This window comes from Planococcus sp. CAU13 (assembly GCF_000775575.1).
Lineage (GTDB): Bacteria > Bacillota > Bacilli > Bacillales_A > Planococcaceae > Planococcus.
The window spans coordinates 1-25,563 of the sequence record NZ_JRGN01000005.1 but is presented as its reverse complement, the minus strand read 5'-3'; the positions used below and the strand labels follow the sequence as shown (position 1 = coordinate 25,563).

19 protein-coding genes are annotated in these 25,563 nt (G+C 46.9%); 16 read left to right on the top strand and 3 right to left on the bottom strand.

All coding sequences use genetic code 11. The annotated features are described in order from the left end of the window. Window positions 1-50 precede the first annotated feature (50 nt). The 6 genes from addB (at window position 51) to KW93_RS00185 (ending at window position 11,348) form a co-directional block, all read left to right on the top strand. Window positions 51-3,527 carry a helicase-exonuclease AddAB subunit AddB gene (gene addB / locus KW93_RS00210; RefSeq protein ID WP_033540930.1) on the top strand — a complete coding sequence of 1,159 codons (3,477 nt, stop codon included), beginning with the start codon at window positions 51-53 and terminating at the stop codon, window positions 3,525-3,527. Next, complete coding sequence (gene addA / locus KW93_RS00205; protein WP_033540929.1) at window positions 3,505-7,122, top strand: helicase-exonuclease AddAB subunit AddA; 3,618 nt, start codon at window positions 3,505-3,507, stop codon at window positions 7,120-7,122. Before addB ends, addA begins: the two co-directional genes overlap by 23 nt. Window positions 7,123-7,133: 11 nt before the next feature. Beyond that, entirely contained in the window at window positions 7,134-8,312 is a 1,179-nt protein-coding gene (locus KW93_RS00200) for a DUF418 domain-containing protein (protein WP_033540928.1), read from the top strand. Between the two features lie 42 nt (window positions 8,313-8,354). Beyond that, window positions 8,355-9,254 (top strand): fumarylacetoacetate hydrolase family protein, encoded by a 900-nt coding sequence (locus KW93_RS00195; protein ID WP_033540927.1) that lies wholly within the window; start codon window positions 8,355-8,357, stop codon window positions 9,252-9,254. Window positions 9,255-9,323: 69 nt separating this feature from the next. Beyond that, complete coding sequence (locus KW93_RS00190) at window positions 9,324-9,695, top strand: YisL family protein (RefSeq protein WP_033540926.1); 372 nt, start codon at window positions 9,324-9,326, stop codon at window positions 9,693-9,695. A gap of 180 nt (window positions 9,696-9,875) precedes the next feature. Further along, on the top strand, window positions 9,876-11,348 hold the full coding sequence (locus KW93_RS00185) for an alpha-amylase family glycosyl hydrolase (protein WP_033540925.1): 1,473 nt from the start codon (window positions 9,876-9,878) through the stop codon (window positions 11,346-11,348). A gap of 69 nt (window positions 11,349-11,417) precedes the next feature. On the opposite strand, the gene KW93_RS00180 is transcribed toward KW93_RS00185, so the two are convergent. Both KW93_RS00180 and KW93_RS00175 read right to left on the bottom strand, forming a co-directional pair. Then, window positions 11,418-12,272, bottom strand: coding sequence for a DegV family protein (locus KW93_RS00180; RefSeq protein WP_033540924.1), 855 nt, complete (start codon window positions 12,270-12,272; stop codon window positions 11,418-11,420). 16 nt (window positions 12,273-12,288) lie between these two features. Continuing rightward, window positions 12,289-13,098 carry a Cof-type HAD-IIB family hydrolase gene (locus tag KW93_RS00175; RefSeq protein WP_033540923.1) on the bottom strand — a complete coding sequence of 270 codons (810 nt, stop codon included), beginning with the start codon at window positions 13,096-13,098 and terminating at the stop codon, window positions 12,289-12,291. Window positions 13,099-13,262: 164 nt separating this feature from the next. On the opposite strand from KW93_RS00175, the gene KW93_RS00170 reads away from it, so the two are divergent. The 3 genes from KW93_RS00170 to KW93_RS00160 all read left to right on the top strand — a co-directional run bounded on the left by KW93_RS00170 (window position 13,263) and on the right by KW93_RS00160 (window position 16,687). Beyond that, window positions 13,263-14,033 carry a prolyl oligopeptidase family serine peptidase gene (locus KW93_RS00170; RefSeq protein ID WP_033540922.1) on the top strand — a complete coding sequence of 257 codons (771 nt, stop codon included), beginning with the start codon at window positions 13,263-13,265 and terminating at the stop codon, window positions 14,031-14,033. 67 nt (window positions 14,034-14,100) lie between these two features. Then, window positions 14,101-14,409 (top strand): metal-sulfur cluster assembly factor, encoded by a 309-nt coding sequence (locus KW93_RS00165; protein ID WP_033540921.1) that lies wholly within the window; start codon window positions 14,101-14,103, stop codon window positions 14,407-14,409. Window positions 14,410-14,605: 196 nt separating this feature from the next. Then, window positions 14,606-16,687 carry an ATP-dependent Clp protease ATP-binding subunit gene (locus KW93_RS00160; RefSeq protein WP_081986895.1) on the top strand — a complete coding sequence of 694 codons (2,082 nt, stop codon included), beginning with the start codon at window positions 14,606-14,608 and terminating at the stop codon, window positions 16,685-16,687. 32 nt (window positions 16,688-16,719) lie between these two features. On the opposite strand, the gene KW93_RS00155 is transcribed toward KW93_RS00160, so the two are convergent. Next, the gene (locus KW93_RS00155) at window positions 16,720-16,905 is read right to left on the bottom strand and encodes a YjzD family protein (RefSeq protein WP_033540920.1); all 186 of its coding nucleotides are present in this window, start codon (window positions 16,903-16,905) and stop codon (window positions 16,720-16,722) included. Between the two features lie 187 nt (window positions 16,906-17,092). Between KW93_RS00155 and KW93_RS00150 the strand changes: the two genes are divergently transcribed. The 7 genes from KW93_RS00150 (at window position 17,093) to opp4C (ending at window position 25,442) form a co-directional block, all read left to right on the top strand. After that, window positions 17,093-18,025, top strand: coding sequence for a beta-ketoacyl-ACP synthase III (locus KW93_RS00150; RefSeq protein WP_033540919.1), 933 nt, complete (start codon window positions 17,093-17,095; stop codon window positions 18,023-18,025). Between the two features lie 26 nt (window positions 18,026-18,051). Then, on the top strand, window positions 18,052-19,290 hold the full coding sequence (fabF, locus tag KW93_RS00145) for a beta-ketoacyl-ACP synthase II (RefSeq protein WP_033540918.1): 1,239 nt from the start codon (window positions 18,052-18,054) through the stop codon (window positions 19,288-19,290). Between the two features lie 271 nt (window positions 19,291-19,561). Continuing rightward, a complete protein-coding gene (locus KW93_RS00140; protein WP_033540917.1) occupies window positions 19,562-20,608 on the top strand; it encodes an ABC transporter ATP-binding protein in 1,047 nt (348 codons plus the stop codon). Continuing rightward, entirely contained in the window at window positions 20,605-21,615 is a 1,011-nt protein-coding gene (locus KW93_RS00135) for an ABC transporter ATP-binding protein (protein ID WP_052131393.1), read from the top strand. The genes KW93_RS00140 and KW93_RS00135 overlap by 4 nt, the downstream gene beginning before the upstream one ends. A 27-nt stretch (window positions 21,616-21,642) precedes the next feature. Further along, the gene (gene opp4A, locus KW93_RS00130) at window positions 21,643-23,394 is read left to right on the top strand and encodes an oligopeptide ABC transporter substrate-binding protein (protein ID WP_033540916.1); all 1,752 of its coding nucleotides are present in this window, start codon (window positions 21,643-21,645) and stop codon (window positions 23,392-23,394) included. A 152-nt stretch (window positions 23,395-23,546) separates the two neighbouring features. Further along, entirely contained in the window at window positions 23,547-24,512 is a 966-nt protein-coding gene (opp4B, locus tag KW93_RS00125) for an oligopeptide ABC transporter permease (protein WP_033540915.1), read from the top strand. A gap of 12 nt (window positions 24,513-24,524) precedes the next feature. Next, on the top strand, window positions 24,525-25,442 hold the full coding sequence (opp4C, locus tag KW93_RS00120) for an oligopeptide ABC transporter permease (protein ID WP_033540914.1): 918 nt from the start codon (window positions 24,525-24,527) through the stop codon (window positions 25,440-25,442). Window positions 25,443-25,563: the final 121 nt, after the last annotated feature.

Genomic DNA, 25,563 nt, shown 5'->3' with positions numbered 1-25,563 from the left:
ACCAATTCAGGTAAAATAAGAACAAACGTTCTATTCGAGAGGGTGTTCACATGTCGTTAAGAATTATCTACGGACGCGCAGGATCCGGGAAAACCAGCTTGATAATTGATGAAATTGTTGAAACTCTGAAGGGACAGGCAGACGGCGATCCTATATTTTTCATTGTACCGGATCAGATGTCTTTCTCTACAGAGTATCGGCTGTCATCAGCGGATGACATGAAAGGGATGATACGCGCGCAGGCGGTCACATTCAAAAGGCTTGCCTGGCGGGTTCTGCAGGAAGCCGGAGGAATCAGCCGCAAGGAAGTCGACAGCTTCGGCTACCGGATGCTGATCCGCAGCCTGCTGGAACAATATAAAGAAGACTTTCAGCTATTTCGCCGGGCAGCGGGAAAACGGGGATTCACCGATCAAATTGAGCAATTGATCAAAGAGTTTTCAAGATATTGTGTCGATTGCGGAGAGCTGACAAATATCCGCTCTTCACTGGCTGAAGCAGGTGCACCGCGGACCCTGTTGGATAAAGCTGCGGACCTTGAATTGATCCTTGCAGAAATCGAAAATCGGCTGGGCAGGGTGTTTGTCGATTCAGAAGGGCACCTGGCTTTATTGTCCGAAAAAATCCGATTCTCCGAACAGATTAAGGCCTCCGATATTTATATCGATGGCTTTGTTACATTCACTGCACGTGAATATGAAATCATTTTTGAATTGATGCGTCATGCCAAATCCGTCTCCATCGCCTTGCCGATGGACGGCGCGGCAAACGCGAACGATGAGCAGGCGCTTTTTTTCCAGTCCGCCAGTACGGCGCGGCGCCTGGTCGACCTGGCGAATAAAGAGGGCATTCAAGTGGAGAACGGAATCCATCTGCCATCACCGCAGCGGTTTTCAAATCAGGAATTAACCCATATCGAACGGCATTTTGACGATTATCCGCTGCAGAAAACCGAGTCACAGGGACATGTAAGGCTGGTGGAAGCCGCCAGCCGGAGAGCCGAAGTGCATGCCATGGCCCGTTCCATCCGGGAACAGGTGAGAAATGGACTGCGCTATAAAGAGATCGCCGTGCTTTACCGGCAGCCTGAAGTTTATGATGAATTGATCAATACAATATTTCCGCAATATGAACTGCCTTATTTCATCAGCCAGAAAAAGTCCATGCTGCATCACCCGTTAATTGAATTCTGCCGATCTGTACTGGAAGCGGTTCAATCAAATTATTCCTACGAACCTGTTTTTCGCGCAATCAAGACCGATCTTTTTTTCCCGCAGGGCAGTGTAGGTAAATGGCGGGAACGCAGTGACGTGCTTGAAAACTTCGTGATTGCCAATGGCATATACGGTGAGCGCTGGTTTGAGGAAAAGCGCTGGTTCTTTAAAAAATATCGCGGCCTTGAATTTCATACGGGAATTCAGACGGACGAAGAACTGGCCCTTCAGGCAGAGCTTCACGCTGTGAGGGATCTGGTCCGAGATCCCTTATCCAGACTGAAAGAGAAACTGGAAAGCTGTTCGACCGGCAGGGAAATTGCTAAAACACTGTTTCTTTTTGTGGAAGAGATGGGGATTTACGATAAGATCCTGGATTTGAAAGAAAGAGAAGAAGCGGAACATCGTTTATTGGCAGCTGCTGAACATGAACAGGCATGGAAACAGTGGATTGAAGTCCTGGATCAATTCGTGCTGATGTTCGGGGACACTGAAATTAAATTTTCTGCAGCCGTCAAAATCCTGGATGAAGGATTTGAAACACTGGAATTTTCGAGAATTCCTCCTTCTCTGGATGAGATCACGGTTTCAACGATTGATTTGGCAAGGCTGATGGATATCAGGTCGGTGTTTGTCATTGGCGTCAATGACGGCGTGCTGCCGAAGCGGATTGAGCAGGAAGGCCTCCTGACCGATTTGGACCGTGAATGGTTCGCGAAAATCGGATTTGAACTGGCACCAAGCACAAAAACAAGATTGCTGGATGAGACGTTCATGGCTTACCGGGCATTTACATCCGCGTCCGATTTTTTGACCGTGTCTTATGCGATTGCCGATGAAGAAGGGAAAGCGTTATTGCCATCGATGTACATTCAAAAATTCATGGATATGCTCGGAATCGGTCTGACTCCGGCAGTGGTTGATCCCGAAGAACTGGAGCAGCCGGATCATATGAGCTATATTTCGCATCCCCGTGCAGCACTTGCATACTTGTCCTCACAAATCCGCAGCGGGAAATTGACTCCGGAATGGCAGGCAGTGCTGGCGTATTACGAGGAAGATCCATTATGGGCTTCAGTCGTGGAGCGGATCATGGAACCGGCGAAACCGAATGTCGCAGATCCGTTGCGGGAAGAAATTGCGGAACCTTTATACGGTTCTCCGATCGCTTCCAGTGTTTCACGGGTCGAAACCTTTTACGGCTGTCCGTATGCACACTTCACTGCCTATGGGCTGCGTCTGGAGGAACGGAATCAGTATAAACTGGCGGCTCCTGCGATGGGGGATCTGTTCCATGCAGCCATCAAATGGATTTCAGATGAAGTCAGCCGGCTGGACGTCTCCTGGTCATCCCTGAGCGAAAAGGATTGCCGAAAACTTGCAAAACAGGCGGTTGAACAATTGTCACCTTATTTCGTAAACCATATTCTCATCAGTTCACACCGCTATCGTTATATTCAGCATAAACTGGAAGCCATCATCCGGCAGACCGCCTTTACGCTCAGCCGCCACGCAAAAGTGACAGGCTTCCGGCCGGTCGCGCTTGAAGTGGGGTTCGGTACGAAAGAAACGATTCCGCCGCTCGATATTCCGCTCAAAAAAGGACGCAGGATGAATATCCGGGGCCGCATCGACCGCATCGATTCCACCGATATCAACGGCAAACCATATATTCGGGTTGTCGATTATAAATCTTCAAAACAGGGACTGGATCTGGGAGAAGTCTATCATGGCATCGCGCTGCAGACTTTCACGTATCTGGATGTCGCATTAACGCATTCGGACCGCTGGCTCGGTGAACCGGCGGAACCGGCAGGCGTGCTGTATTTCCATATGCACAATCCGATGCTGAAATCAACGAAACTGATGACGGCGGAAGAAGTGGAAGAGGAGATGGCGCGTTCATTCAAAATGAACGGCCTGGTCGTTGAAGACGAAGAAGTCATCCGCGCGATGGATAATGAAATCGACGGCTATTCCAATGTCATCCCCGTGCGCATGAATAAAAACGGCAGCATTTCAAAATCCCAATCACGTACTGTCACGAAAGAGGACATGAATATAATCCGTCAATTCGTCCGCAATAAACATCAGGATGCGGGCAACGGCATTTTGGACGGTGTGACTTCCATTACACCGTATAAAGTAAAAGATGATACACCTTGTCAATTCTGCTCGTTCAGGTCGATTTGCCAGTTTGATCCATCCGATCCCGCTCAAACCTACCGGAAACTGCCGGATTTATCGCCTGACAAAGCTGTTGATTTGATTCGAAAGGAGACTGGCGAACATGATTCCGACAAAACCGAATGATGCGATGTGGACCGATGAACAGTGGCAGGCCATTTGGGCAAAAGGGCAGGATATGCTGGTCTCGGCAGCAGCAGGTTCGGGCAAAACAGCTGTATTGATCAACCGGATGATTGAAAAAGTGCTCGACGAAAACGAACCGCTTTCTGTCGACGAACTGTTGGTTGTGACGTTTACCAATGCCTCTGCCGCTGAAATGCGCCATCGGATGTCCAGGGCGCTTGAGAAAGCAGTCGCCGAAAATCCGGAATCCAAACATTTGAGACAGCAATTGCGGCTGATCAATAAAGCGCAGATTTCCACGCTGCATTCATTTTGCCTTTCTGTAGTGAAACAATACGCGTACCTGCTTGAAATTGATCCCGGTTTCCGTATTGCCGGTGAAACGGAAGCGGCTTTGCTGCGGGACGATGTGCTCGAAGCTGTGCTTGAAAACGCCTATGAAGGCGAAGGCGCGGATGCCGTGTACCGCCTGGCCGACAGCTTCACGTCAGACCGGAGCGACCAGGCGATGGAAGTGCTGATCAGTAAATTATACGATTATTCCAGGGTCCACCCGAATCCGGGGCAATGGCTCCAGCAGGTTCCGGCTCTATATCAAGTGCCGGAAGAGCTGTCGATCGACGACTTGCCGTTTATCGGCGACTTGAAAATGACGATCCGCCATGCGTTTGAAGAAGCCCTTCAGCTGACAATGGACGGACGGGATATCGCATTGCAGCCGGACGGCCCGGCAATTCTGGCCGATACCTTCGAAATGGACGCGGAATTGCTGAAAGCGGCAATCGCCGCTTTGGATCATTCCTGGAACAGTATTTATGAGCAGTCGCAGAATTTCATTTGGCCTAAAGCCGGGAGTATAAAGAAAGATTCCTGCGACCCCGCACTTGCTGATGAAGCGAAAGCGCTGCGAAGTGAAGTGAAAAAAATCGTCAAAGTTTTGACAGAAGCTTATTTCACGCGAAAACCGGAGAGGTTATTGCAGGAAATGCGCGAAATGGCTCCATTGATGCAGACATTGGTGGATTTGACCAACCGGTTTGCGGACCAATATAAAGCGCTGAAAGTGGAACGGGCTATCGTGGATTTCTCGGATCTTGAGCATTATGCACTTGAAATTCTCAGTGAAGATGGAAAACCTTCAGCCATTGCCGGCGAATACCGCAGCCGTTTCAAGGAAATCCTGGTCGACGAATATCAGGATACGAACATGCTGCAGGAAACGATACTCAGCTTTGTAAAATCCGGAGGGGAAACGGATGGCAACCTGTTCATGGTTGGAGATGTGAAACAATCAATTTACAGATTCCGCCTGGCGGAGCCGATGCTGTTTCTCGGCAAATATGGCCGCTTTACAAAAGAAGCGGAAGGAACGGGCATGAGCATCGATCTGAATGCGAATTTCCGGAGCCGCAAGGAGATTTTGGACGGCACCAATTATATTTTTTCTCAGATAATGGGAGAACGGGTCGGAGAAATCGAATACGACGAAGCAGCGGCGCTGAAACATAAAGCACCTTACCCTGAAAGTGATCTGCCGATTGAATTGACGCTGATCCACGAACCGGAAACAGAGGAAGAAGATCAGTCGGATGACATGGAGGACCTGTCCAAATCACAATGGGAAGCGAGATTTATCGCCTCGAAGATCCGTGAACTGATGGACGCAGAAACATATGTGCACGATCCTTGGACAAATGACAGGCGGCTTCTGGAATACCGGGATATTGTCGTACTCATGCGCTCGATGACCTGGTCAGGCGATTTTGATGATGAATTTAAAATGGCCGGCATTCCGTTATACACGGAACTTTCAGGGGGCTATTTCGATGCGCTCGAAGTGATGATCATGATGAATACGCTTCGAGTCATCGATAACCCGTATCAGGATATACCGCTTGTTTCCGTGTTGCGCGCGCCGTTTATCGGGCTGCGTGAGAATGAACTCGCTGAAATTCGGCTGGCTGCACCACAGTCAACGTTTTACGATGCGGTGAAAACATTCATCCGAAGCGGAACAGGGATAGACCGTCAGGCCGCTGAAAAGCTGCAGCGTTTCATGCTGCAGCTGGAAGACTGGCGTAATCTGTCGCGTCGCGGGTCGCTTGCCGAATTGATCTGGCAGGTTTATCTGGATACGAACTATTATGAAATGGTCGGTGCCATGTCGAACGGCAAGCAGCGCCAGGCAAACCTTCGCGCTCTGCATGACCGGGCGCTTGAATATGAAAAAACTTCTTTCCGCGGCTTGTTCCGTTTTCTGCGGTTTATCGACCGGATGCGGGAACGCGGAGATGATCTCGGTACAGCAAGATCGCTCAGCGAAAAAGAAAACGTTGTGCGTCTTATGACTGTCCACAAATCGAAAGGCCTTGAATTTCCCGTCGTCTTTTTTGCTGGAACAGGAAGATCCTTCAATGAACTGGATTTCCGCAAGTCCTATATGTTCGACCAGGATTATGGCCTGGCTGTAAAAGCGGTCAATCCGGATACCCGGGTCGAATATACATCGCTGCCGTTTCTTGCCGTGAAGGAAAGAAAGCAACTGCAGATGAAAGCGGAAGAAATGCGCGTATTGTATGTGGCCATGACCCGCGCCAAAGAACGTCTGTTCCTGACCGCATCCGTGAAGGATCCGGAATCGCTGTTCGAACGCTGGAAGACATCTTCTCCGGATGTCCGGTTGCCTGATTTTGTCCGTTCCCGGGCAAAAGGGTATCTGGATTGGATCGGCCCGGCAATCGCGCGCCATCCGGATGCCGAAGAAGTGATGAACCGTTCAGGCGCCCTGATGCCGCACCATTCAAAATTCCGGGTGGAATTGGTCGAGAGCCGATCGCTGACAGCGGCTCCGCTGGTCTTTGAAGAAATGGAATCAGCCAATGGAGACAGGCAGGAGCTTCAGGCGGAAGTGAATAAACGTTTTGATTTTCATTATCCTTATCAGCGATCCGTCGAAAAGCGTTCGAAACAATCCGTATCTGAGATGAAACGCCTGCAGATGCTGCAACGGCTTGATGAACCGGAGTCTTTTATCCGGAGTATCGGACCTTCAAAGCGAACATTGCATGACAGGCCGGATTTTCTTCAGGAAAAACGGCTGGCCGCGTCGGATATCGGAACAGCTGTCCATTCACTGATGCAGCATATTCCGCTTGACCGGAAACTGACGGCAGGAGAAATCAAAGAGCAGATTGAAACACTGGTTGGCATGGAAATATTGTCACCGGAAGAAGGCAGGGCGATCCGTGTCGCTGAAATCGAAGCATTCTACTCCAGCCGTACTGTTGAAAGATTAATGAACGCGAGGCAGATCAAGCGGGAAGTTCCTTTTACTTACGCTAAGGAAGACGCGGAAGGCGACCATCAGATTATCCAAGGGATTGTCGATTGCCTGTTTGAAGAAGGGGACGGCTGGGTGCTGCTGGATTACAAGACGGACAGGCTTTATGAAATCGAAGACATTCAAACAGAAATGGAAACCCGCTATGAAGTCCAGCTGACGGTTTATACAGAAGCTGTTGAAGCGATTCTGAAGGTTCCGATCAAAGAAAAACTGCTGTACCTGTTTTCAGCACAGCAAGAGATAAAAATCTAGGGGGATTATTCGTGAGATTAGAACCGGTGGCATTGGACGAAAGGGTGGAATCGATTGATCTGATGAGGGGATTTGCCTTGCTCGGCATCCTTCTCATCAATATGCTGGCATTTCATTCACCTTTTTCCTATATAGATCCATATACATGGTTTGACGGCCGTGGAGATCAGGCAGCATTTGCGTTTCTTGATATCTTTATCCAGGCCAGTTTTTATCCGTTATTTGCCATGTTATTCGGATACGGCCTTGGCATGCAGTTCATGAGAGCGGAATCAAGAGGAAAGCCGTTTGCGCCAGTAGCGGTCAAAAGGCTTGCAGTACTGCTGGTGTTTGGTATCCTGCATGCGTTTCTTGTGTGGTTCGGTGATATTTTGATCACATATGCAATCATGGGCTTTCTGCTGATCGGCATGATGCGACTCCCGTCAAAATGGCTGCTGTCGCTCGGAGTGATCATTTATATCATTCCCCATGCTTTATTGCTGCTGATCCTGTTTGCTGCAGTGGCGATGGATCCAAGTTTTTATGTAGGAATCCAGGAAGTGCAGAACTCAATGGCCGCATATGGCGGGGGGACGTATGCAGAAATTTTCAGGCAGCGTTTCGATGACTGGATGTACAGCAATAATCCGCTGAATTATATTGTTCTTATTGTTACCATTATGCCGTTTACAATGGTGGGAGCAGCAGCTGCAAAATGGCGGCTGATCGAACGTACGGGTGAGCTGAAAAAACTTTGGATCGGACTTGCAGCGGGCGGTTTTATTGCAGGCTTGCTGCTGAAACTGGTACCTTATTTTGCTGAACCGAATTTTGCAACGACATACTTGCAGGATATATTCGGCGGACCGCTGCTGGCGGTCAGCTTTGCGGCGATGATTGCGCTGGTGTCCCGGAAGAAAGGCGTTTCCAGGCTGCTCCGGCCGCTGGCAAAAGCAGGCAGGATGTCATTGACGACTTATATTATGCAGTCGCTGATTGCAACGACCATTTTCTATTCGTATGGACTGGGCCTTTATGGCCAGGTCAGTATTTTGACGGGTACATTGCTGGCACTCGGCATTTTTACGGTACAGCTGATTTTTTCTGAGATCTGGCTTTCGAAGTACAGCCAGGGCCCACTGGAAATGCTTTGGAGAAAGATTACGTACGGATTAAATTTTGAAAAAGGCAACAAATCGAATAATTAATGTGTATAATTAATGGAATCAAAGAAAAGGAGTGTTTACTAAATGAAGCTGTTATCATTTCGCTATGAAGGAAAAGAAGCATTTGGACCAAAAGTGAAAAAAGAAGAAGCCGTTTGGGATGTTTTAAAAATCCAGGAAGAACTTGAAGTTCTACCATCTTTTCCGGCACAGCTGATTGAAGGATTATCACAGGGAGTCGAATTTGTCGAGCAGATCCGCAAGTTATCGGATGCTGCTGCACAGTCGGAAACCCCTGATGAATACAAACACTCTTTTTCGGACATCGAGTGGCTTGCACCGATTCCGAGAACACCTAAAAATGTAATTTGCGTAGGCAAGAATTATGCGGAGCATGCCAGGGAAATGGGCGCGGAAGCACCGGTCGACCTTGTCGTATTCACAAAATCACCTGCAGCAATTGCGGCGGACGAAGAAACGGTACCGGTCCACAGCGAATTGACCGATGCCTATGATTATGAAGGAGAATTGGCTGTTGTTATTGGAAAAGGCGGCAGTGCCATTCCGAAACAAATGGCCTATGACCACGTTTTTGGCTATACCATTGCCAACGACATGACGGCCCGCGATCTTCAGTCGAAGCATCAGCAGTTTTTCCTCGGCAAAAGCCTGATGAAATCCTGCCCGATGGGGCCTTATATAGTAACCAAAGATGAAATTCCGGAGTCACAGAATTTGTCGATCGTCACTAAAGTGAATGAAGAAATTCGTCAAAACGGCAATACGGGTGACATGATCCGCCGGGTGGACGATCTTATTTCGGAAATATCCAAATATACACCGCTGGAGCCGGGCGATGTAATCTTGACAGGTACTCCTGCGGGTGTAGGGAAAGGCTTTAACCCGCCGAAATTCCTGAAAGCAGGCGACACAGTCAAGATTTCCATTGAATCCATCGGCACGCTCGTCACACATTTGTCATAGGCTAGGAGTTCTGCCGAAATTGAAAGTTATGGTAGACTGAAAAAGAACTATATTAAATGAGGTGACGATTTGGACTTTTTAACTGATACAACGCATTTGCACATCACTACCTGGGTAATCGCAATCATCCTGTTTTTAGGAGCTGCATTCATGAACCCGGCAAGCAAAGGCCGTAAGATTGTACATATGGTCCTGCGCTTATTCTACATCCTCGTCATCATTACTGGATTGGCGCTCTTTATCGCCCATTCATCGTATGATGCAATGGAGTATGGATTGAAGTTCCTGTTTGGCGTATTGACGATCGGTATGATGGAAATGGTGTTGGTGCGCGGCAAGAAACAGAAATCCACGACGATGTTCTGGATCCTGTTTGTTGTGTTCCTGCTGGTTACCATGTTCTACGGCTTCAAATTGCCGGTCGGCTTCGATTTCTTTTAATCTGTGAAAAGACAGGGGCATATTCTGCGCCTGTTTTTTTTTTCGCCTGATTTCACAGTTTAGACGAAACTGGCATACCGGAAAACGATTTTCTCCATCTTTAAATAGCAGCCCGCTTGGGAGTTTGTTAAAATAGACCGAGTGGCAAGCAATAAGCCCTCATTGAAGGAGGACATAAGAGTGAAAGTTAAATGGATTTCAGGCATCCTGAGTGCTGTCATGCTGTTGAGCCTGGCCGCTCCTGCATCAGCTGATGAAGAAACGAGAGAGCTGAAAGATGAAAGCATATATGATGTACTGGTTGACCGGTATTTCAATAAACAGGTCGAAAATGATTATGAAGTGACAGCAACGGATTCTGCTGCATTTAATGGCGGTGATTTTGCGGGGCTTGCAAGTGAAATCCTCCATATTAAAGATATGGGCTTCACGGTCTTGTCCATCGGCCCCGTTTTTGCTTCAGCTACATATGACGGCAAACAAGTGATGGATTTCAATCAATTCGAGCGCCATTTTGGAACGGAAGAAGATTTTACTGCTCTGTTGGATACTGTCCATGAAAACGATATGAAATTGCTGATCGATATCCCAACGCAGCAAATGAGCAGCGAGCATTTCTGGGTCACAGACAATCCGGAATGGTTCACTGAAAATGAGGACGGCACTTATGCACTGGATACTTCAAACAGCGAAGCACAGCAGGCATTGATTGAATTTGCCCGCAATTTTATCCAGCTGTATGAAATAGATGGTTTAAGACTGCAGGAAACAGAAAAGCTGGATCCGGGATTTATAGCCGATTTTTCTGAAGAAATTAAAGAGATACGCGATATTTACCTGCTCAGTGACGCAGAAATGGAACCATTGGAAGGTCTTGATGCAGTCGTCCTGCCGGGAGTCGAGGAAACTCTTCGCAACAGTTACCGGAATTTCGATCAGGATACTTCGGGTTTGCCCGAGTTGATGGAAAACGCTGATGGAAAATTGATCCAGGCCGATTCTTTGCATGGTTCACGTGTCACTTCCGATATTGTCAGTGTGAAAGGTTTCCCGCCGACACGCATGCGGCTGCTGATGACGCAACTATTCACGATGCCGGGAATTCCAGTTGTCCAGTACGGCACGGAAATTGCTATGAGCGGTGAAACGCCGGCTGAATCACATCAATTACTGAATATGGCAGTGGAACAGGAATTGATTGAGCATATCCAGAATTTAACTTCCCTGCGCAACTCTTCGGAAGCGATGCGTACAGGAGATATGGAAATGATTCATGAAGAGGACGGCTGGCTGATCTATAAAAGATCGAACGATGAAGAAGCCTGGATTGTTGCCATCAATAATTCTTCGAGTACAAGAAATTTCACGCTGCCAGCGGAATTAGTCGGCAGTGACAAACAGCTGCAGGGATTGTTTGAAAATGATATCGTGCGCCAGGAAGCAAACGGCACTTACAAAATTACGCTTGACCGTGAAATTGGCGAGACGTTTCATATAATAGAAGAACGCGGATTTAATATGGCCTATATTGGCGCTTTGATTGTGCTGTATTTCGTATTCATGTTTTTCCTGTGGGTCGTCTGGAAAAAAGGGCGTCAGCGGAAAGCGGATGAAGCCGCTAAATCCGTAAATACGGAACAAAGCTCAAATTAAGGGCAGCTATTCAAAATAAGTAAGAAAACCCGGCAGAGAAGAAGCTTTTCTCTGCCGGGTTTTTGATTTTTAAGAATTCAGTTTGTTGGAAAAGAAGACAGCGAGTGTGCCCGGTCCTGTATGGGCGGCAATGACAGAGCCAATCATGTAGATTTCCACACTTTTCGGATGGAATTGTTCTTCGATGGCATCTTTCATCAAATTGGCGAACTCTTCGTCATTGCCATGGCTGATGGCGATGATTTGTTTTTCAAGCTGTTCGCCGCGTTCTTCCATCAATTCGACAATGCGTTTGACCACTTTTTTCCGGCCCCGCAATTTCTCGATCGGCACCAGTTTGCCGTCTTCCACATGCAATAGAGGCTTGATGTTGAGCAGTCCGCCAACAAATGCGCTGCCTTTTGATATGCGGCCGCCTTTTGCCATATAATCCAGATCTTCTACTGTGAACAGGCTTTCCATATGGTCTGCCATGAATTTGACGCGTTCGATAATTTCTTTCAGCGGATGGCCCTGTGAACGCAGTTTTACCGCTTCTTTCACGAGCAGTCCGTAACCGAGGGAAGCCGCTTTCGTGTCGAGAATCGTCAATTTAAGGTCGGGGTATTCTTCACGAACCTGGTCTGCCGTCATCACCGCGGTGCTGTATGTACCTGATAATTCTGAAGAAAACGCGATATAAAAGCCTTCTTCCTTGTCTCTTGCCAATTTTTCAAAGGCATTAAGCATTTCATCAGGCGAGACCTGCGATGTTTTCGGATGGATGCCGTTGCGGATCGCTTCATATACTTTTGCTGAATGGATGGTCCGGATATCCTCGAATTCTTCATTTCCGATATGGACCCTTAATGGAAACAGCTCCACATTTTCCTTTTCAAAAAACTCTTTCGGCAAATCTGATGCACTGTCAGCGAATAATCTCATTTCATTTCCCCTTTTCCTATTTTAAGTTTAAGCGGTCAATCAACAATTCAGCTATCCCATCTTCATTATTGCTTAAAGTGATTTCGTTGGCTATATTTTTTAATGGATCGATGGCGTTGCCCATGGCTACTCCCACTCCGGCATAGTCGATCATTTCAAGATCATTGTCTTCATCCCCGAAAGCAATGATGTTTTCTCTTGATATGCCCAGTGATTTTGAAACCTGATCGAGTCCGACGGCTTTACTGAGACCGCTTTTGACAATCTCGATGACGTGCCACGGAGCTCCCCATCTTCTGTGGTCAATCACTTCCGCGTGCACCTGGTTCAAATGGTCATGGATTTCGCCGACTTTTTCAAATGGAGCGTGGATGAGAATCGATGTGGGATCCACTTTCAGGTAATTTCGCAAATCTCCTGTCGTAATCAAAGGGTCTCCAAATTTAAAGATGTCCATCAGCTTTTCATCGTGGTGGTGTACATAAACATCGTCCAGTACTTCGGCAACTATATTATGGAAATTATAATTATGCATCGACTCCACAACTTCATGTACGGTATTAAGCCCGATTGGCGTATGGAATCTTCCCCAGCTGTCATCAGAGGGATGGTGAACAAACGCACCATTGAAATTCACAATCGGAGTCGTTAAGCCCAATTGTTTATAATAAGGTTCACTGGAACGATAAGGCCGTCCCGTCGCAATCATTACCTGATGTCCTTCTGCCATCGCTTTTGCAAGCGTTTGTCTGGTTTTTTCAGAAATTACTTTTTGGTCTGTCAATAAAGTACCATCCAGATCAAGTACGATTAAATGCTGTTTCATTTAACACGTCTCCTTTCTATCTATATACAGTTTAGCGATAAGGGGAAGGGTTAGTCAAAGAAACTTGAGTGGCGGCTCTTCTGTTCATTTCTCGAAAGAAGCGGTTTTACATGAAATAATAGACGAGTATTGGTAAGATTAGATAAAAAGGAGGTATCCAGCAAGTGAAAATTATCCAGGAAATATGGGAAGGCATCCCATTGCTGCATGTGGTTCCGGACGATGCGGAAGGCAAAAAGCTTCCCACAGTCATTTTTCTTCACGGCCATATGAGTGCCAAAGAACATAATCTGCATTATGCATTCCAGCTGGCGGATAAAGGAATTCGTGTATTATTGCCGGATGCGCATCTTCACGGTGAACGGGAAGAAGGGCAGGACGCCATCCAGCTGAGTCTGCGTTTCTGGGAAATCGTTTTGACTTCTATAGAAGAAATAGGCCACATACATAAAATCGCTCAGGAAAAACAATTGGTGAAAGGCGAACCGGCAGTGGCGGGCACATCAATGGGAGGCATCACGACTCTCGGTGCGCTTACCGTTTACCCGTGGATTTCCACTGCTGCAATCATGATGGGTGCTCCGAACTACGTCGAACTGGCAAATGCCCAGATGGCCCAATTTGAATCGCGGGGGTTCACTTTGCCGATCACTGAAGAAGAACGCGCCAAAATGCTGGCTACGCTGGCACAATTCGACGGCACGAAAAAAATGGAGACGTTCAATAACCGCCCGCTCTATTTCTGGCACGGCGAACAGGATATCATTGTGCCGTTTGGGCCGACCTATGATTTTTATAAAAAATTAAAAGCTTCCTACGGTGAAGATGCGGAAAAGAACCTTCAATTCATCCGTGAAAAAGAAACCGGGCATGCGGTAAGCCGTCCTGGAATGCTTGCCGCGACGGAATGGCTCGCTGAACATTTAAAGGAATAAGCATGTCAATTTCATTTCGTCCCGAAATTTGTTAAGATGACAGTAGCAGAAAAAAGGAGGGATAGTCATGGATCAAGAGATGAAAGACAGCATGATGGGTGCTCTTGAGACGGTAATCGACCCTGAACTGGGTGTTGATATCGTAAACTTGGGCCTTGTCTATGACGTTGAATTATCAGAAGATGGATTTGCAGTGGTTACAATGACTTTAACTTCAATGGGTTGCCCAATGGGACCTCAAATTGTTCAGATGGTCAAACAGGCATTATATGAACTGCCTGAAGTGGAAGAAGTCGATGTAAAAATCGTCTGGCAGCCGGTTTGGGGCAAGGAACATATGTCACGATACGCAAAAATGGCGCTTGGCGTCAGATAATATTCAGGAAGCCTTTTCGGAAGTTTTTTCCGAAAAGGCTTTTATTTTTTGAAGCCATCATTTGCATCCCTTTCAAATAATCCTTATAATATAATTAGTCAAAAAAGGTCAAATAATATTGGGAGGGATTAAATTGGTTCAATTCGCTGCAAATAACGAACAGCAAAAATCGCCTTTGGAGCAATATGGCCGCAATATGGTGGAACAGGCGAAATCAGGAAAAGCGGATCCGGTCATCGGGCGTGATGAAGAAATCCGCAATGTTATCCGCATCCTTTCCCGTAAAACGAAAAATAATCCCGTTCTCATCGGAGAGCCGGGCGTCGGGAAAACGGCGATTGTCGAAGGGCTGGCCCAGCGCATTGTCCGTAATGATGTGCCGGAAGGATTGAAAGAACGGGTTATTTATGAACTGGATATGAGCGCTCTGATTGCCGGGGCAAAATACCGGGGTGAATTTGAGGAACGGTTAAAAGCGGTGCTGAAGCAAGTGAAAGACAGCGAAGGGCAAATAATTCTGTTCATTGATGAAATCCATACAATCGTCGGTGCCGGTAAAACAGAAGGTGCCATGGATGCAGGGAATATGCTGAAACCCATGCTTGCACGAGGGGAATTGTACTGCATCGGCGCGACAACGCTTGACGAATACCGCATGCATATCGAAAAAGATCCCGCTCTTGAACGCCGGTTCCAGCAGGTGCTTGTACGTGAGCCGTCAGTTGAAGATACGGTGTCGATTCTGCGCGGTTTGAAAGAGCGCTTTGAACTGCATCATGCCGTCCGCATACATGACCGTGCAATAGTGGCAGCAGCTGCTATGTCGGACCGTTATATCACAGAGCGCTTCCTGCCGGATAAAGCGATAGATCTGATAGATGAAGCCTGTGCCATGATCCGGACGGAAATTGACTCGATGCCGCAGGAACTGGATCAGGTCACCCGCCGGCTGATGCAATTGGAAATTGAAGAGCAGGCATTGATGAAAGAAAAAGATGCCGCCAGCAAAACTCGTCTGGAGACATTGCGTGAAGAAATCAAGGAATTGAAAGACTCTTCTGCAGGGATGAGAAATCAGTGGATGGAAGAGAAAGAATCACTGAAAAAAATACAGGAAAAACGGGAGCAGCTGGATGTGTACCGCCGACAGCTGGAGGATGCCGAGAACAAAGGGGATTACAGCAAAGCCGCCGAACTGCAGCATGGGCGAATCCCGGAACTTGAAAAGGTATTGGCTGCGCTGGAAAACGAACTGGCAGCAGGCGCAGCTGAGCGATTACTGCGCGAAGAAGTGACAGAAGAGGAAATCGCGGGAATCGTGGCGCGCTGGACAGGCATCCCTGTTACGAAACTCGTGGAAGGTGAGCGCGAAAAATTGTTGCGGCTCGACGATACGCTGAAAGAAAGAGTCATCGGGCAGGACAAAGCGGTTGCGCTCGTAACGGAAGCGGTCTGGCGTGCACGCGCCGGCATAAAAGATGAGAAGAAACCGATCGGTTCATTTATTTTCCTTGGACCTACGGGCGTCGGGAAGACGGAACTTGCGAAAGCTTTGGCAGCAAACCTTTTTGATTCAGAAAATCATATTATCCGGATCGATATGTCCGAATACATGGAAAAACACAGTGTCTCACGACTGGTCGGTGCGCCTCCAGGTTACATCGGCTACGAAGAAGGCGGCCAATTGACCGAAGCGGTAAGACGAAATCCTTATTCCGTCGTGCTGCTGGATGAAATTGAAAAAGCGCATCCGGATGTCGCGAATATTCTTTTGCAGATTCTGGATGACGGCCGAATCACCGACAGCCAGGGAAGGCTCGTCAACTTCTCGAACACCGTTGTCATCATGACATCCAATATCGGCTCTTCGCATATCCAGGCGGGCACTGATGAACATGACATAGAAGATATTGTCATGATGGAACTTCGCAGACACTTCAAACCTGAACTGCTGAACCGCATTGACGACATCGTCATTTTCCATGCGCTGGACAACAGCCATTTCTATTATATCGCCAGGAAAATGATCAACGAACTGGCGCAGCGTCTGCAGCAGCAGGAAATTACACTCGAAGTCGACGATTCTGTCATCAGCTATGTCCTGGAGGCAGGAACAGATCCATTATTCGGTGCGCGTCCTTTGAAACGGTTTATCCAGCGTGAAATTGAAACAGGGATAGCACGTGAATTGATCAAAGGTGAAACTTTGCCGAATACCGTTATGCACCTTGAAATGGCAGAAGACAATCAATTGAAGATAACGAAAAAAGAAGCGTAGGCCATATAGGCCTGCGCTTCTTTTTATCTTTTTTAATGTTTTTCCGGCGCCGGTGAATCAGGAATGATTGAACCGATGATGAAAATAAAGACGGAAACTACGAGGGATAGGATTAATCCCAGAGTAAAGTTAAATTCTACGTTTTGAACAGCACTGACAACGTAGTTCAGTAATGAAATCAATAAAGCTGACCAGAAAAAAGTTCCGATAAATTGCATCTGTTTCACCTCTGCATAAAATGTCTAGGTTAATCATAGCATAGCTTCCGCTTTGCAGAAAGAAAGTTTCATCATTCTTCAAAGATTTTGTCGGAAATATGTCGGCAACTTGAAATATAGATTTCAATGACGTATTATTAATACCAGGTACTAAACATTCAAAGCAAGCTGAAAAGAGGGAAATCATATGAATGCAGGCATACTGGGAATTGGGCGATGCCTCCCTGAAAAAATACTGACTAATTTCGAGCTCGAACAACGGATGGAGACTTCCGATGAATGGATCCGAACAATGACAGGGATAGAAGAACGCCGGATCGCAGGTGATGAGCAGGATACATCCCATATGGCGAGCGAAGCTGCACAAAAAGCGATTGAAGATGCGGGAATCGACCCCGCAGAAGTCGGGTTGATCCTGGTGGCGACAGTGACGGGAGATCAGCCATTTCCTTCCATGGCCACTGTAATTCAGCAGGGCATCGGAGCTGTTAATGCGGCGGCTATGGATATCTCGGCAGCATGTGCAGGTTTTATGTACGGAGTTGTAACGGCAAAGCAATTCATCGATTCGGATGTTTATAAATATGTGCTGGTGGTCGGAGTGGAAAAGCTTTCGAAAATCACGGATTGGGAAGACCGCAACACAGCCGTCCTGTTCGGTGACGGAGCTGGAGCAGCAGTAATCGGAAAAGTTTCCGAAGGGCGCGGCATCCTGTCTTTTGAACTGGGGGCCGACGGAAGCGGCGCAAAACATTTGTATCAGGATGAATATCTGAGAATGAATGGGCGGGAAGTGTTCAAATTTGCTGTGCGCCAGATGGGCGAGTCTGCTGTAAATGTTATTGAGAAAGCAGGGCTTACTAAAGAGGACGTTGACTTTCTGATCCCCCATCAGGCAAATATCAGAATTATGGAAGCATCTAGGCAGCGTCTCGAACTGCCGATTGAAAAAATGTCCAAAACCATCCATAAATACGGCAATACTTCAGCAGCATCCATTCCGATTTCTCTTGTGGAAGATGTGGAGGAAGGACGAATCAAAGATGACGATGTAATCGTCATGGTCGGATTTGGCGGAGGCTTAACCTGGGGCGGCATTGCAATGCGCTGGGGCAAATAATCAGGAATGCGAAAGGATAGATCATAATGGCGAATCGTCGCGTAGTAATTACTGGAATTGGAGCGGTTACACCGCTTGGAAATAATATTGAAACAACCTGGGAAGCTATCAAAGAAGGGAAGTCTGGAGTCGGGCCTCTGACCCGGCTGAATCCGGATGATTATACTGCTAAGATCGCAGCTGAAGTAAAAGATTTCTCGATGGAAGATTATATAGAAAAAAAAGAAGCGAGAAAAATGGACCGTTTTACACATTATGCGCTGGCTTCTTCCATTATGGCGATGAAAGATGCTGGAATAGAGCTTGACGAAGCAACGGCTCTCAGAACCGGCGTATGGATCGGTTCCGGCATCGGCGGCATGGAAACGATTGAAACTCAGATGAATGTGTTGAATACAAGAGGAGTGCGCCGGATCAGCCCGTTTTTGATTCCGATGATTATTCCTGATATGGCATCCGGCCAGGTCTCTATTCATTTTGGTGCAAAAGGCATCAACTCCTGTTCCGTTACCGCCTGCGCTTCAGGTACAAACTCAATCGGCGACGCTTTCCGTGTCATTCAGCGCGGAGATGCGGATATCATGATTTCGGGGGGAGCCGAAGCGCCGATCACGCAGCTGTCCGTAGCCGGCTTTACGGCGAACACGGCGTTGACCACGAATCCTGATATCAATACCGCTTCAAGGCCGTTTGACAAAAACCGTGATGGTTTTGTCGTTGGAGAAGGGGCAGGAATCGTTATTCTTGAAGAATACGAACACGCCAAATCCCGCGGGGCAAAAATTTACGCGGAAGTTGTCGGCTATGGTTCCACCGGAGACGCCCATCACATCACAGCACCCGCACCTGGAGGGGAAGGCGCTGCCCGTGCCATGGAACAGGCATTGAACGATGGCGGCGTTGATAAAACTTCTGTCGGGTATATCAATGCCCACGGCACAAGCACCCCATATAACGATTTGTTTGAAACAATGGCTGTGAAAACAGTTTTCGGCGAACACGCCTATAAACTTGGCATGAGTTCAACGAAATCGATGACGGGCCACCTGCTTGGCGCAGCCGGCGGCATCGAAGCCATTTTTACAGCTCTTGCTTTAAAAGAGGGAATTATGCCACCGACAATAAATTATTCAACACCTGATGAAGAGCTTGATCTGGATTACGTGCCAAATGAAGCAAGAAAAGCTGATTTTACTTATGCTATGAGCAATTCCTTAGGTTTTGGCGGACATAATGCGTCGCTTGTTTTCAAAAAATACGAGTAAGTGAACGATATCCTGCATTTAATGCAGGATATTTTTTTTTGCCGAAAAGAGAAAATCCGGCTTTTAAACCTATTCGGGTAAATAAGTTTACAATATTAATTAATCCGTTAAACCTTGATATAACAAGGAAAATTTACCTTTTTTGAGTCTGAATTGACAATCAATTTTTAAAATTACAAAAAAGTCATTGATTATGTAATGTTTTTGTAATAAACTTTATAAAAGTTGAATTAACAGAAAAAAAAGAAAAAAAGAATCTTGAGGTGTTCGCATGTCAGCTAAAAATCCATTACATAATCAAACACCCTTATTGCAGGTAGAAAATCTTCAAACCGGTTTTAAAATCGATGGCGACTTCTACAATGCAGTTGAAGGAGTTTCATTTGAAGTTAAACGAAAGCAAATTGTCGGGGTCGTTGGAGAATCCGGTTGCGGAAAAAGTGTTATGTCGCTGTCCATTATGCAATTGCTGCCTCCGGGAATCGGTAAAATCCGCGGCGGCGAAGTAAAATTCGAGGGCCAGAATATTTCCGAACTGTCGGATAAGAAGATGAACAGTATACGCGGAAAAGATATCTCGATGATCTTCCAGGAACCGATGACTTCCTTGAATCCGGTATTTACAATCGGTTATCAAATTGAAGAAGTCATTCTGAACCACGAAAAAATTTCGAAAAAGGAAGCGCGGCTCCGGTCTGTATCCTTATTGAAAAGTGTCGGAATTCCTCGGGCAGATAAAATCGTGGAAGAATATCCGCACCAGTTATCAGGGGGGATGCGCCAGCGGGTCATGATTGCGATGGCGATCGCCTGCCAGCCGAAACTGCTGATTGCCGATGAGCCGACTACAGCACTCGATGTAACTGTGCAGGCCCAGATTCTGGATTTGCTTAAAGGGATTCAGGAAGCGAACGACATGGCAATCATACTGATCACACACGATTTGGGTGTAGTTGCTGAAATCTGTGACGAGGTACTGGTCATGTATGCAGGAAAAATTGTGGAAAGAGCTACGGTTGATGAATTATTCAATAATCCAAAGCATCCTTACACGGATCTTTTGATGAAAGCCATTCCGAGAATGGATCAGGATGTGGAAGTGCTTGCAACCATCGATGGCCTGGTGCCTTCTGTCATGAATATGCCGGAAGTCGGCTGCCGCTTCTCAAACCGATGTCCAGCTGCAATGCCGTCCTGCATGACAGTTACACCAAGGCTTGGCGAAGTTGGGGATAATCACGTAGCTGCCTGCCTGCTCTATGAAAACAGCTGGCCGGCAGATGCAAAATCTCAAAGAGAAGGAGCGTCCATGGCATGACAACTAGAGACTTTATCCAAGAGAGAATCGACAGCCTCGAGAATCGGGACGTTCTTCTCGATGTACAGAACTTAAAAACATATTATCCGGTGACCGGCGGTTTTTTCAGACGCACAATCGGCCATGTTAAAGCGGTAGATGATGTTTCATTCACCATCCGTAAAGGCGAGACACTCGGTCTTGTTGGTGAATCGGGGTGCGGTAAGTCAACAACCGGAAGAACTGTCCTCCGGCTGATGAAACCGACAGGCGGAAAGATTCTTTTCGAAGGACAGGAAATCACGAAAATTTCCGGGTCCAAGCTCCAGCGTGCCCGCCGTGATTTCCAGATGGTTTTCCAGGATCCATATGCTTCACTCAATCCGATGCAGATGGTCGGCGACATTATCGCTGAACCGATTCTCAATTACGAGAAACGCAATAAGAAAGAGCTGGAGCAGGAAATAAAATCGTTACTTACCAGGGTTGGACTGCCGGAAGCGGCATATTATAAATACGCCCATGAATTTTCAGGCGGCCAGCGTCAACGCATCGGGATTGCCCGTGCACTTGCGTTGAATCCAAAATTGATTGTGGCGGATGAGCCGGTTTCGGCGCTAGACGTTTCCGTCCAGTCGCAAGTACTCAATCTGCTAAAGGAATTGCAGATTGAATTCGATCTTACCTATCTGTTTATCGCACACGATCTCAGTGTCGTAAAACATATGAGTGATCGGATTGGTGTCATGTATTTGGGCAGCCTCGTTGAGGTTGCTTCAAATAGAGATTTATACAAGGAGCCGCTGCATCCTTATACACAAGCCCTGATTTCCGCGATCCCGGAACCGAATACGGCGATCAAGAAAGAACGGATTGTGCTTGAAGGAGATGTGCCAAGCCCGCAAAATCCTCCAACCGGCTGCCCGTTCCACACACGGTGCCCGATGGCAATGGAAATCTGCTCGAAAGAAAAGCCGCCATTGAAAGAAGTGCGGCCTGGCCATCACGTTGCTTGCGTCTTGTATTGATCAAATTAAAATTATAGGGGGAAAATCATGAAGAAGAACAAATCGTTATTATGGCTTTTCGCTTTGATTCTTGTCCTGTCTGCATTCCTTGCAGCTTGTGGCGGAGATGACGGCGAGACGACAACACCAGATCCGGCAGAGCCAGCAGACACGGAAGAAACTGATGAAGACACTGAAGGCGCAGCTGAAGGCGAAGCACAAGCAGGCGGTACTCTAGTTTATGGACTTGACGCTCCACCTGAAGGATTATTCTCTTCTGCTTTTTACGGCATTGCAACTGATGCTGAAGTAATTGGTATCTTTGATGAGCCATTGATCGACTATAACGAAAATCTTGAACCAGTTCCTAACATCGCTTCATGGGAAACTGAAGACAATAAAGCCTTCACATTCAAATTTGAAGAAGGCGTAAAATGGCATAACGGCGAAGAACTTACAGTTAATGACTGGGTATTCGCTTTGGAAACAATCGCTAGCCCGGACTATGATGGTCCCCGCTATACAAACGTTTCAACAATCGAAGGCGCTGAAGCATTCCGCGCTGGAGAAGCAGATTCCATTTCTGGAATCGAAGTTGTAAGTGATTATGAAATTAATATCACGTTTGACGAAGCTCGTGTAAACAACTTAACAAACCTTTGGGCTTATGCTCTTCCTGAAGCAGCTATGGGCGATATTCCTGTAGCAGAAATGTCAGCTTCTGAATTTGTAATCACGAATCCAATCGGAATCGGGCCTTTCAAAGTTGATAAAATCGTTCAAGGTGAATCTGTAGAATTCTCGAAATTCGAAGATTACTGGAACGGCGATGTAAACCTTGACAAAATCGTATTGCGCGTAGTTGACAACTCTTCTGTTGTTGGTGCATTGCAAAACGGCGACATCGACATGATCTCACTTCAGCCGGTTTCCGGACCAGAAGTTGAGCCATTGGAAAATGTTGAAGTAATCACTTACCCTGGCCTTTCTTACTACTATGTAGGATTCAAGCTTGGTAAATTCGATAACGAATCACAAACAATCGTTGAAGAAAATCCGAAATACCAGAACAAACAGCTTCGCCAGGCGATGATGTATGCACTGAACCGCCAAGAGTGGGTTGACGCATTCTTCTTCGGCTATGCGAACGTTGTAAACGCTCCAGTACCAAGCTCTCACTGGAACTCTGCTGACGACAGCGAATTGAACACTTATGAATACGACCCTGAACAAGCGAAAACTTTGCTTGATGAAGCCGGCTATGTAGACCAGGACGGCGACGGATTCCGTGAAGATCCAAACGGCGATGAATTTGTTGTTAAATTCTCACACTATGCAACAGGTAACCCGACTTTCGAATCCCGTGCTCAGGCAATCACTCAGTACTTTGAAGAAGTTGGCTTGAAATCGGAATTGGAAATGGTGGAAGTTAACTTGTACTATGACATGATCGAAAAAGATGATCCAGCTATCGAAACATTCTTCGGCGGTTGGGGAACTGGCGCTGACCCGGATCCATCAGGATTATGGAAAGCTGATCAGCTTTGGAACTACCCGCGCTACAACAACCCTGAAGCAGATAAATTGCTTGACGATGCTTTGAACATCGATATCGTTGGCACTGATCAGGACAAACGTACTGAATTGTACATCGAATGGCAAAAAATTGTCAACGAAGACCTTCCAATGCTTTACATTGCTGAGCTTGAAGAAATCGTTGCTTTGAACAATCGTGTTGGCGGAGTTGAATATGATGTATCCGGCTCAAACAGCCCGGCTGAATGGTTCGTAACTGAATAATACTAGTACCAAACCTTCAACGATGGGCTGACTTCAGCCCATCGTTGAAAAATTATATAGGGCTCTTATGCACGGTAAGGGACGTTTGGCACAAATTACTCTTACCGTGCCGAAGAGTGCAGCAGAGAACTTTACAGACAAGGAGAGTATATATGTTAAAATATTCGATTAGAAGATTGCTTGGAATGATCCCTATGCTCATCCTTATTTCCATCGTAGTGTTTTCATTGGCAAAACTGATGCCTGGAGATTCATTGAGCGGAGAAATCGACCCGAACAATACAAACCCGGAATATATTGCTGAAATGAGAGAAAAGCTGGGCTATAATGACCCGCTGCCCGTACAGTACTTTAATTGGATCACCGGCTTTGTGCAGGGAGATTTCGGTAAATCGACCAAGTACAAGAGACCGGCATTTGATGTCATTATGGAGAAAGTGCCGAACACTTTGTTTTTAGGCATCATGTCTCTGATCATCACGTATATTCTGGCATTTATGATGGGGATGTATTCCGGACGGAAACCTTATACACTCGGCGATAATGCCATTGCCGGCATCAACTACATCATGCTCGCCATTCCTTCTTTTGTTGCTGCTGTATTTGCAATCTATTTCTTTGCATTCAATCTGAACTGGTTCCCATTTGGCGGTTCGGTTGACATTCTGGTTGAAACCGGCTCGGCAGAATATTATCTGAGCAGACTGCATCACGTCCTGCTGCCTGCACTTGTCCTCGGGGCAATGAGTACTGCTTCGTATACGCAATTCCTTCGCAACGATATTATTGAGAACTCCCGTAAGGATTTTGTACGTACTGCAAGAGCGAAAGGTACGCCAATAAAGAAAATCTACAATGTACACATTTTGCGGAACTCGATCATTCCCCTGGTGACGTTCCTTGGGTTTGATTTTGCTGCATTGATCGGTGGGGCAATCATCACTGAAACTATTTTTACATACCCGGGCATCGGGATGCTGTTCCTGGATTCGGTAACCAACCGTGATTATCCAACATTGATGGCTTTGACTATGCTCTTGTCGTTCCTGACATTGGCAGGTAATTTGATCGCAGACTTACTGTATGGAATCGTGGATCCACGAATCCGTCTGGAATAGGGAGGAAGCAAAATGGCATCATCAAACACATTAACCCAACAACAGAAGCCGGAACGCAGCTTGTCTCCATGGCAGATTGCCCGCAAGAAGTTCCTTCGCAATAAATTGGCTATGGTCAGTACGTTCTTTATATTGCTTGTAACAGCGTTATCATTTGCCGCTCCATTTCTTGCACCATATTTATCTCCGATACCGGATGTATCAAGGGTGAACATCGGTTCCATGAATATTCCACCGAACAGTGAGCATATTCTGGGCACGGATAAAAGTGGACGGGATGTTTTGACCCGATTGTTCTATGGAGGACGAATCTCATTGCTTGTCGGATTCAGCGCCACATTGATGGTCATAACACTGGGAACATTAGTGGGATCGATTGCAGGGTTTTTCGGAGGATTTGTCGATAACATCCTGATGAGATTCACTGACTTTGTTTTAAACTTTCCATTTCTTGTGTTTGTAATTGTGTTGAACACAATTTTGCGTGATACGATCGATGGAGTGTCCGTACTGATTATCGTCATCGGTGTTCTCAGCTGGGGCGGTGTTGCACGTCTGGTGCGAAGCAAGATATTGGCAGAAAAAGAGAATGAATATGTACTCGCAGCTTTGTCCATCGGCTGCTCGCCGTTGAAAGTAATCAGAAAGCATCTGCTGCCGAACGTCATGTCGACGATCATTGTTCAGGCGACATTGATTTTCGCCAGTATGATTGTTGTCGAATCTGCCCTCAGTTATCTGGGCTTCGGCGTTCCGCAGTCTGTTCCGAGCTGGGGCAATATGCTGTCATCAGCCAATGAACCGGATGTGCTGCAGGGCAAGCCATGGATATGGATGCCGCCGGCGCTGGTTCTTACACTGACGATCCTTTCCATTAACTTTATCGGTGAAGGTCTGAAGGATGCATTGAACCCTAAATCTCTGAGATAACAAGAAAAGCGCAAGCGCCTGTACAGCTCTGACAGGCATAAGACAGAACAGCGGAGCGGCGTCCTTTGCCGCATAGCTGGGCTGTCTTATGTCCCGAAGAGCTAGGCGCTGGAGTCTGGAC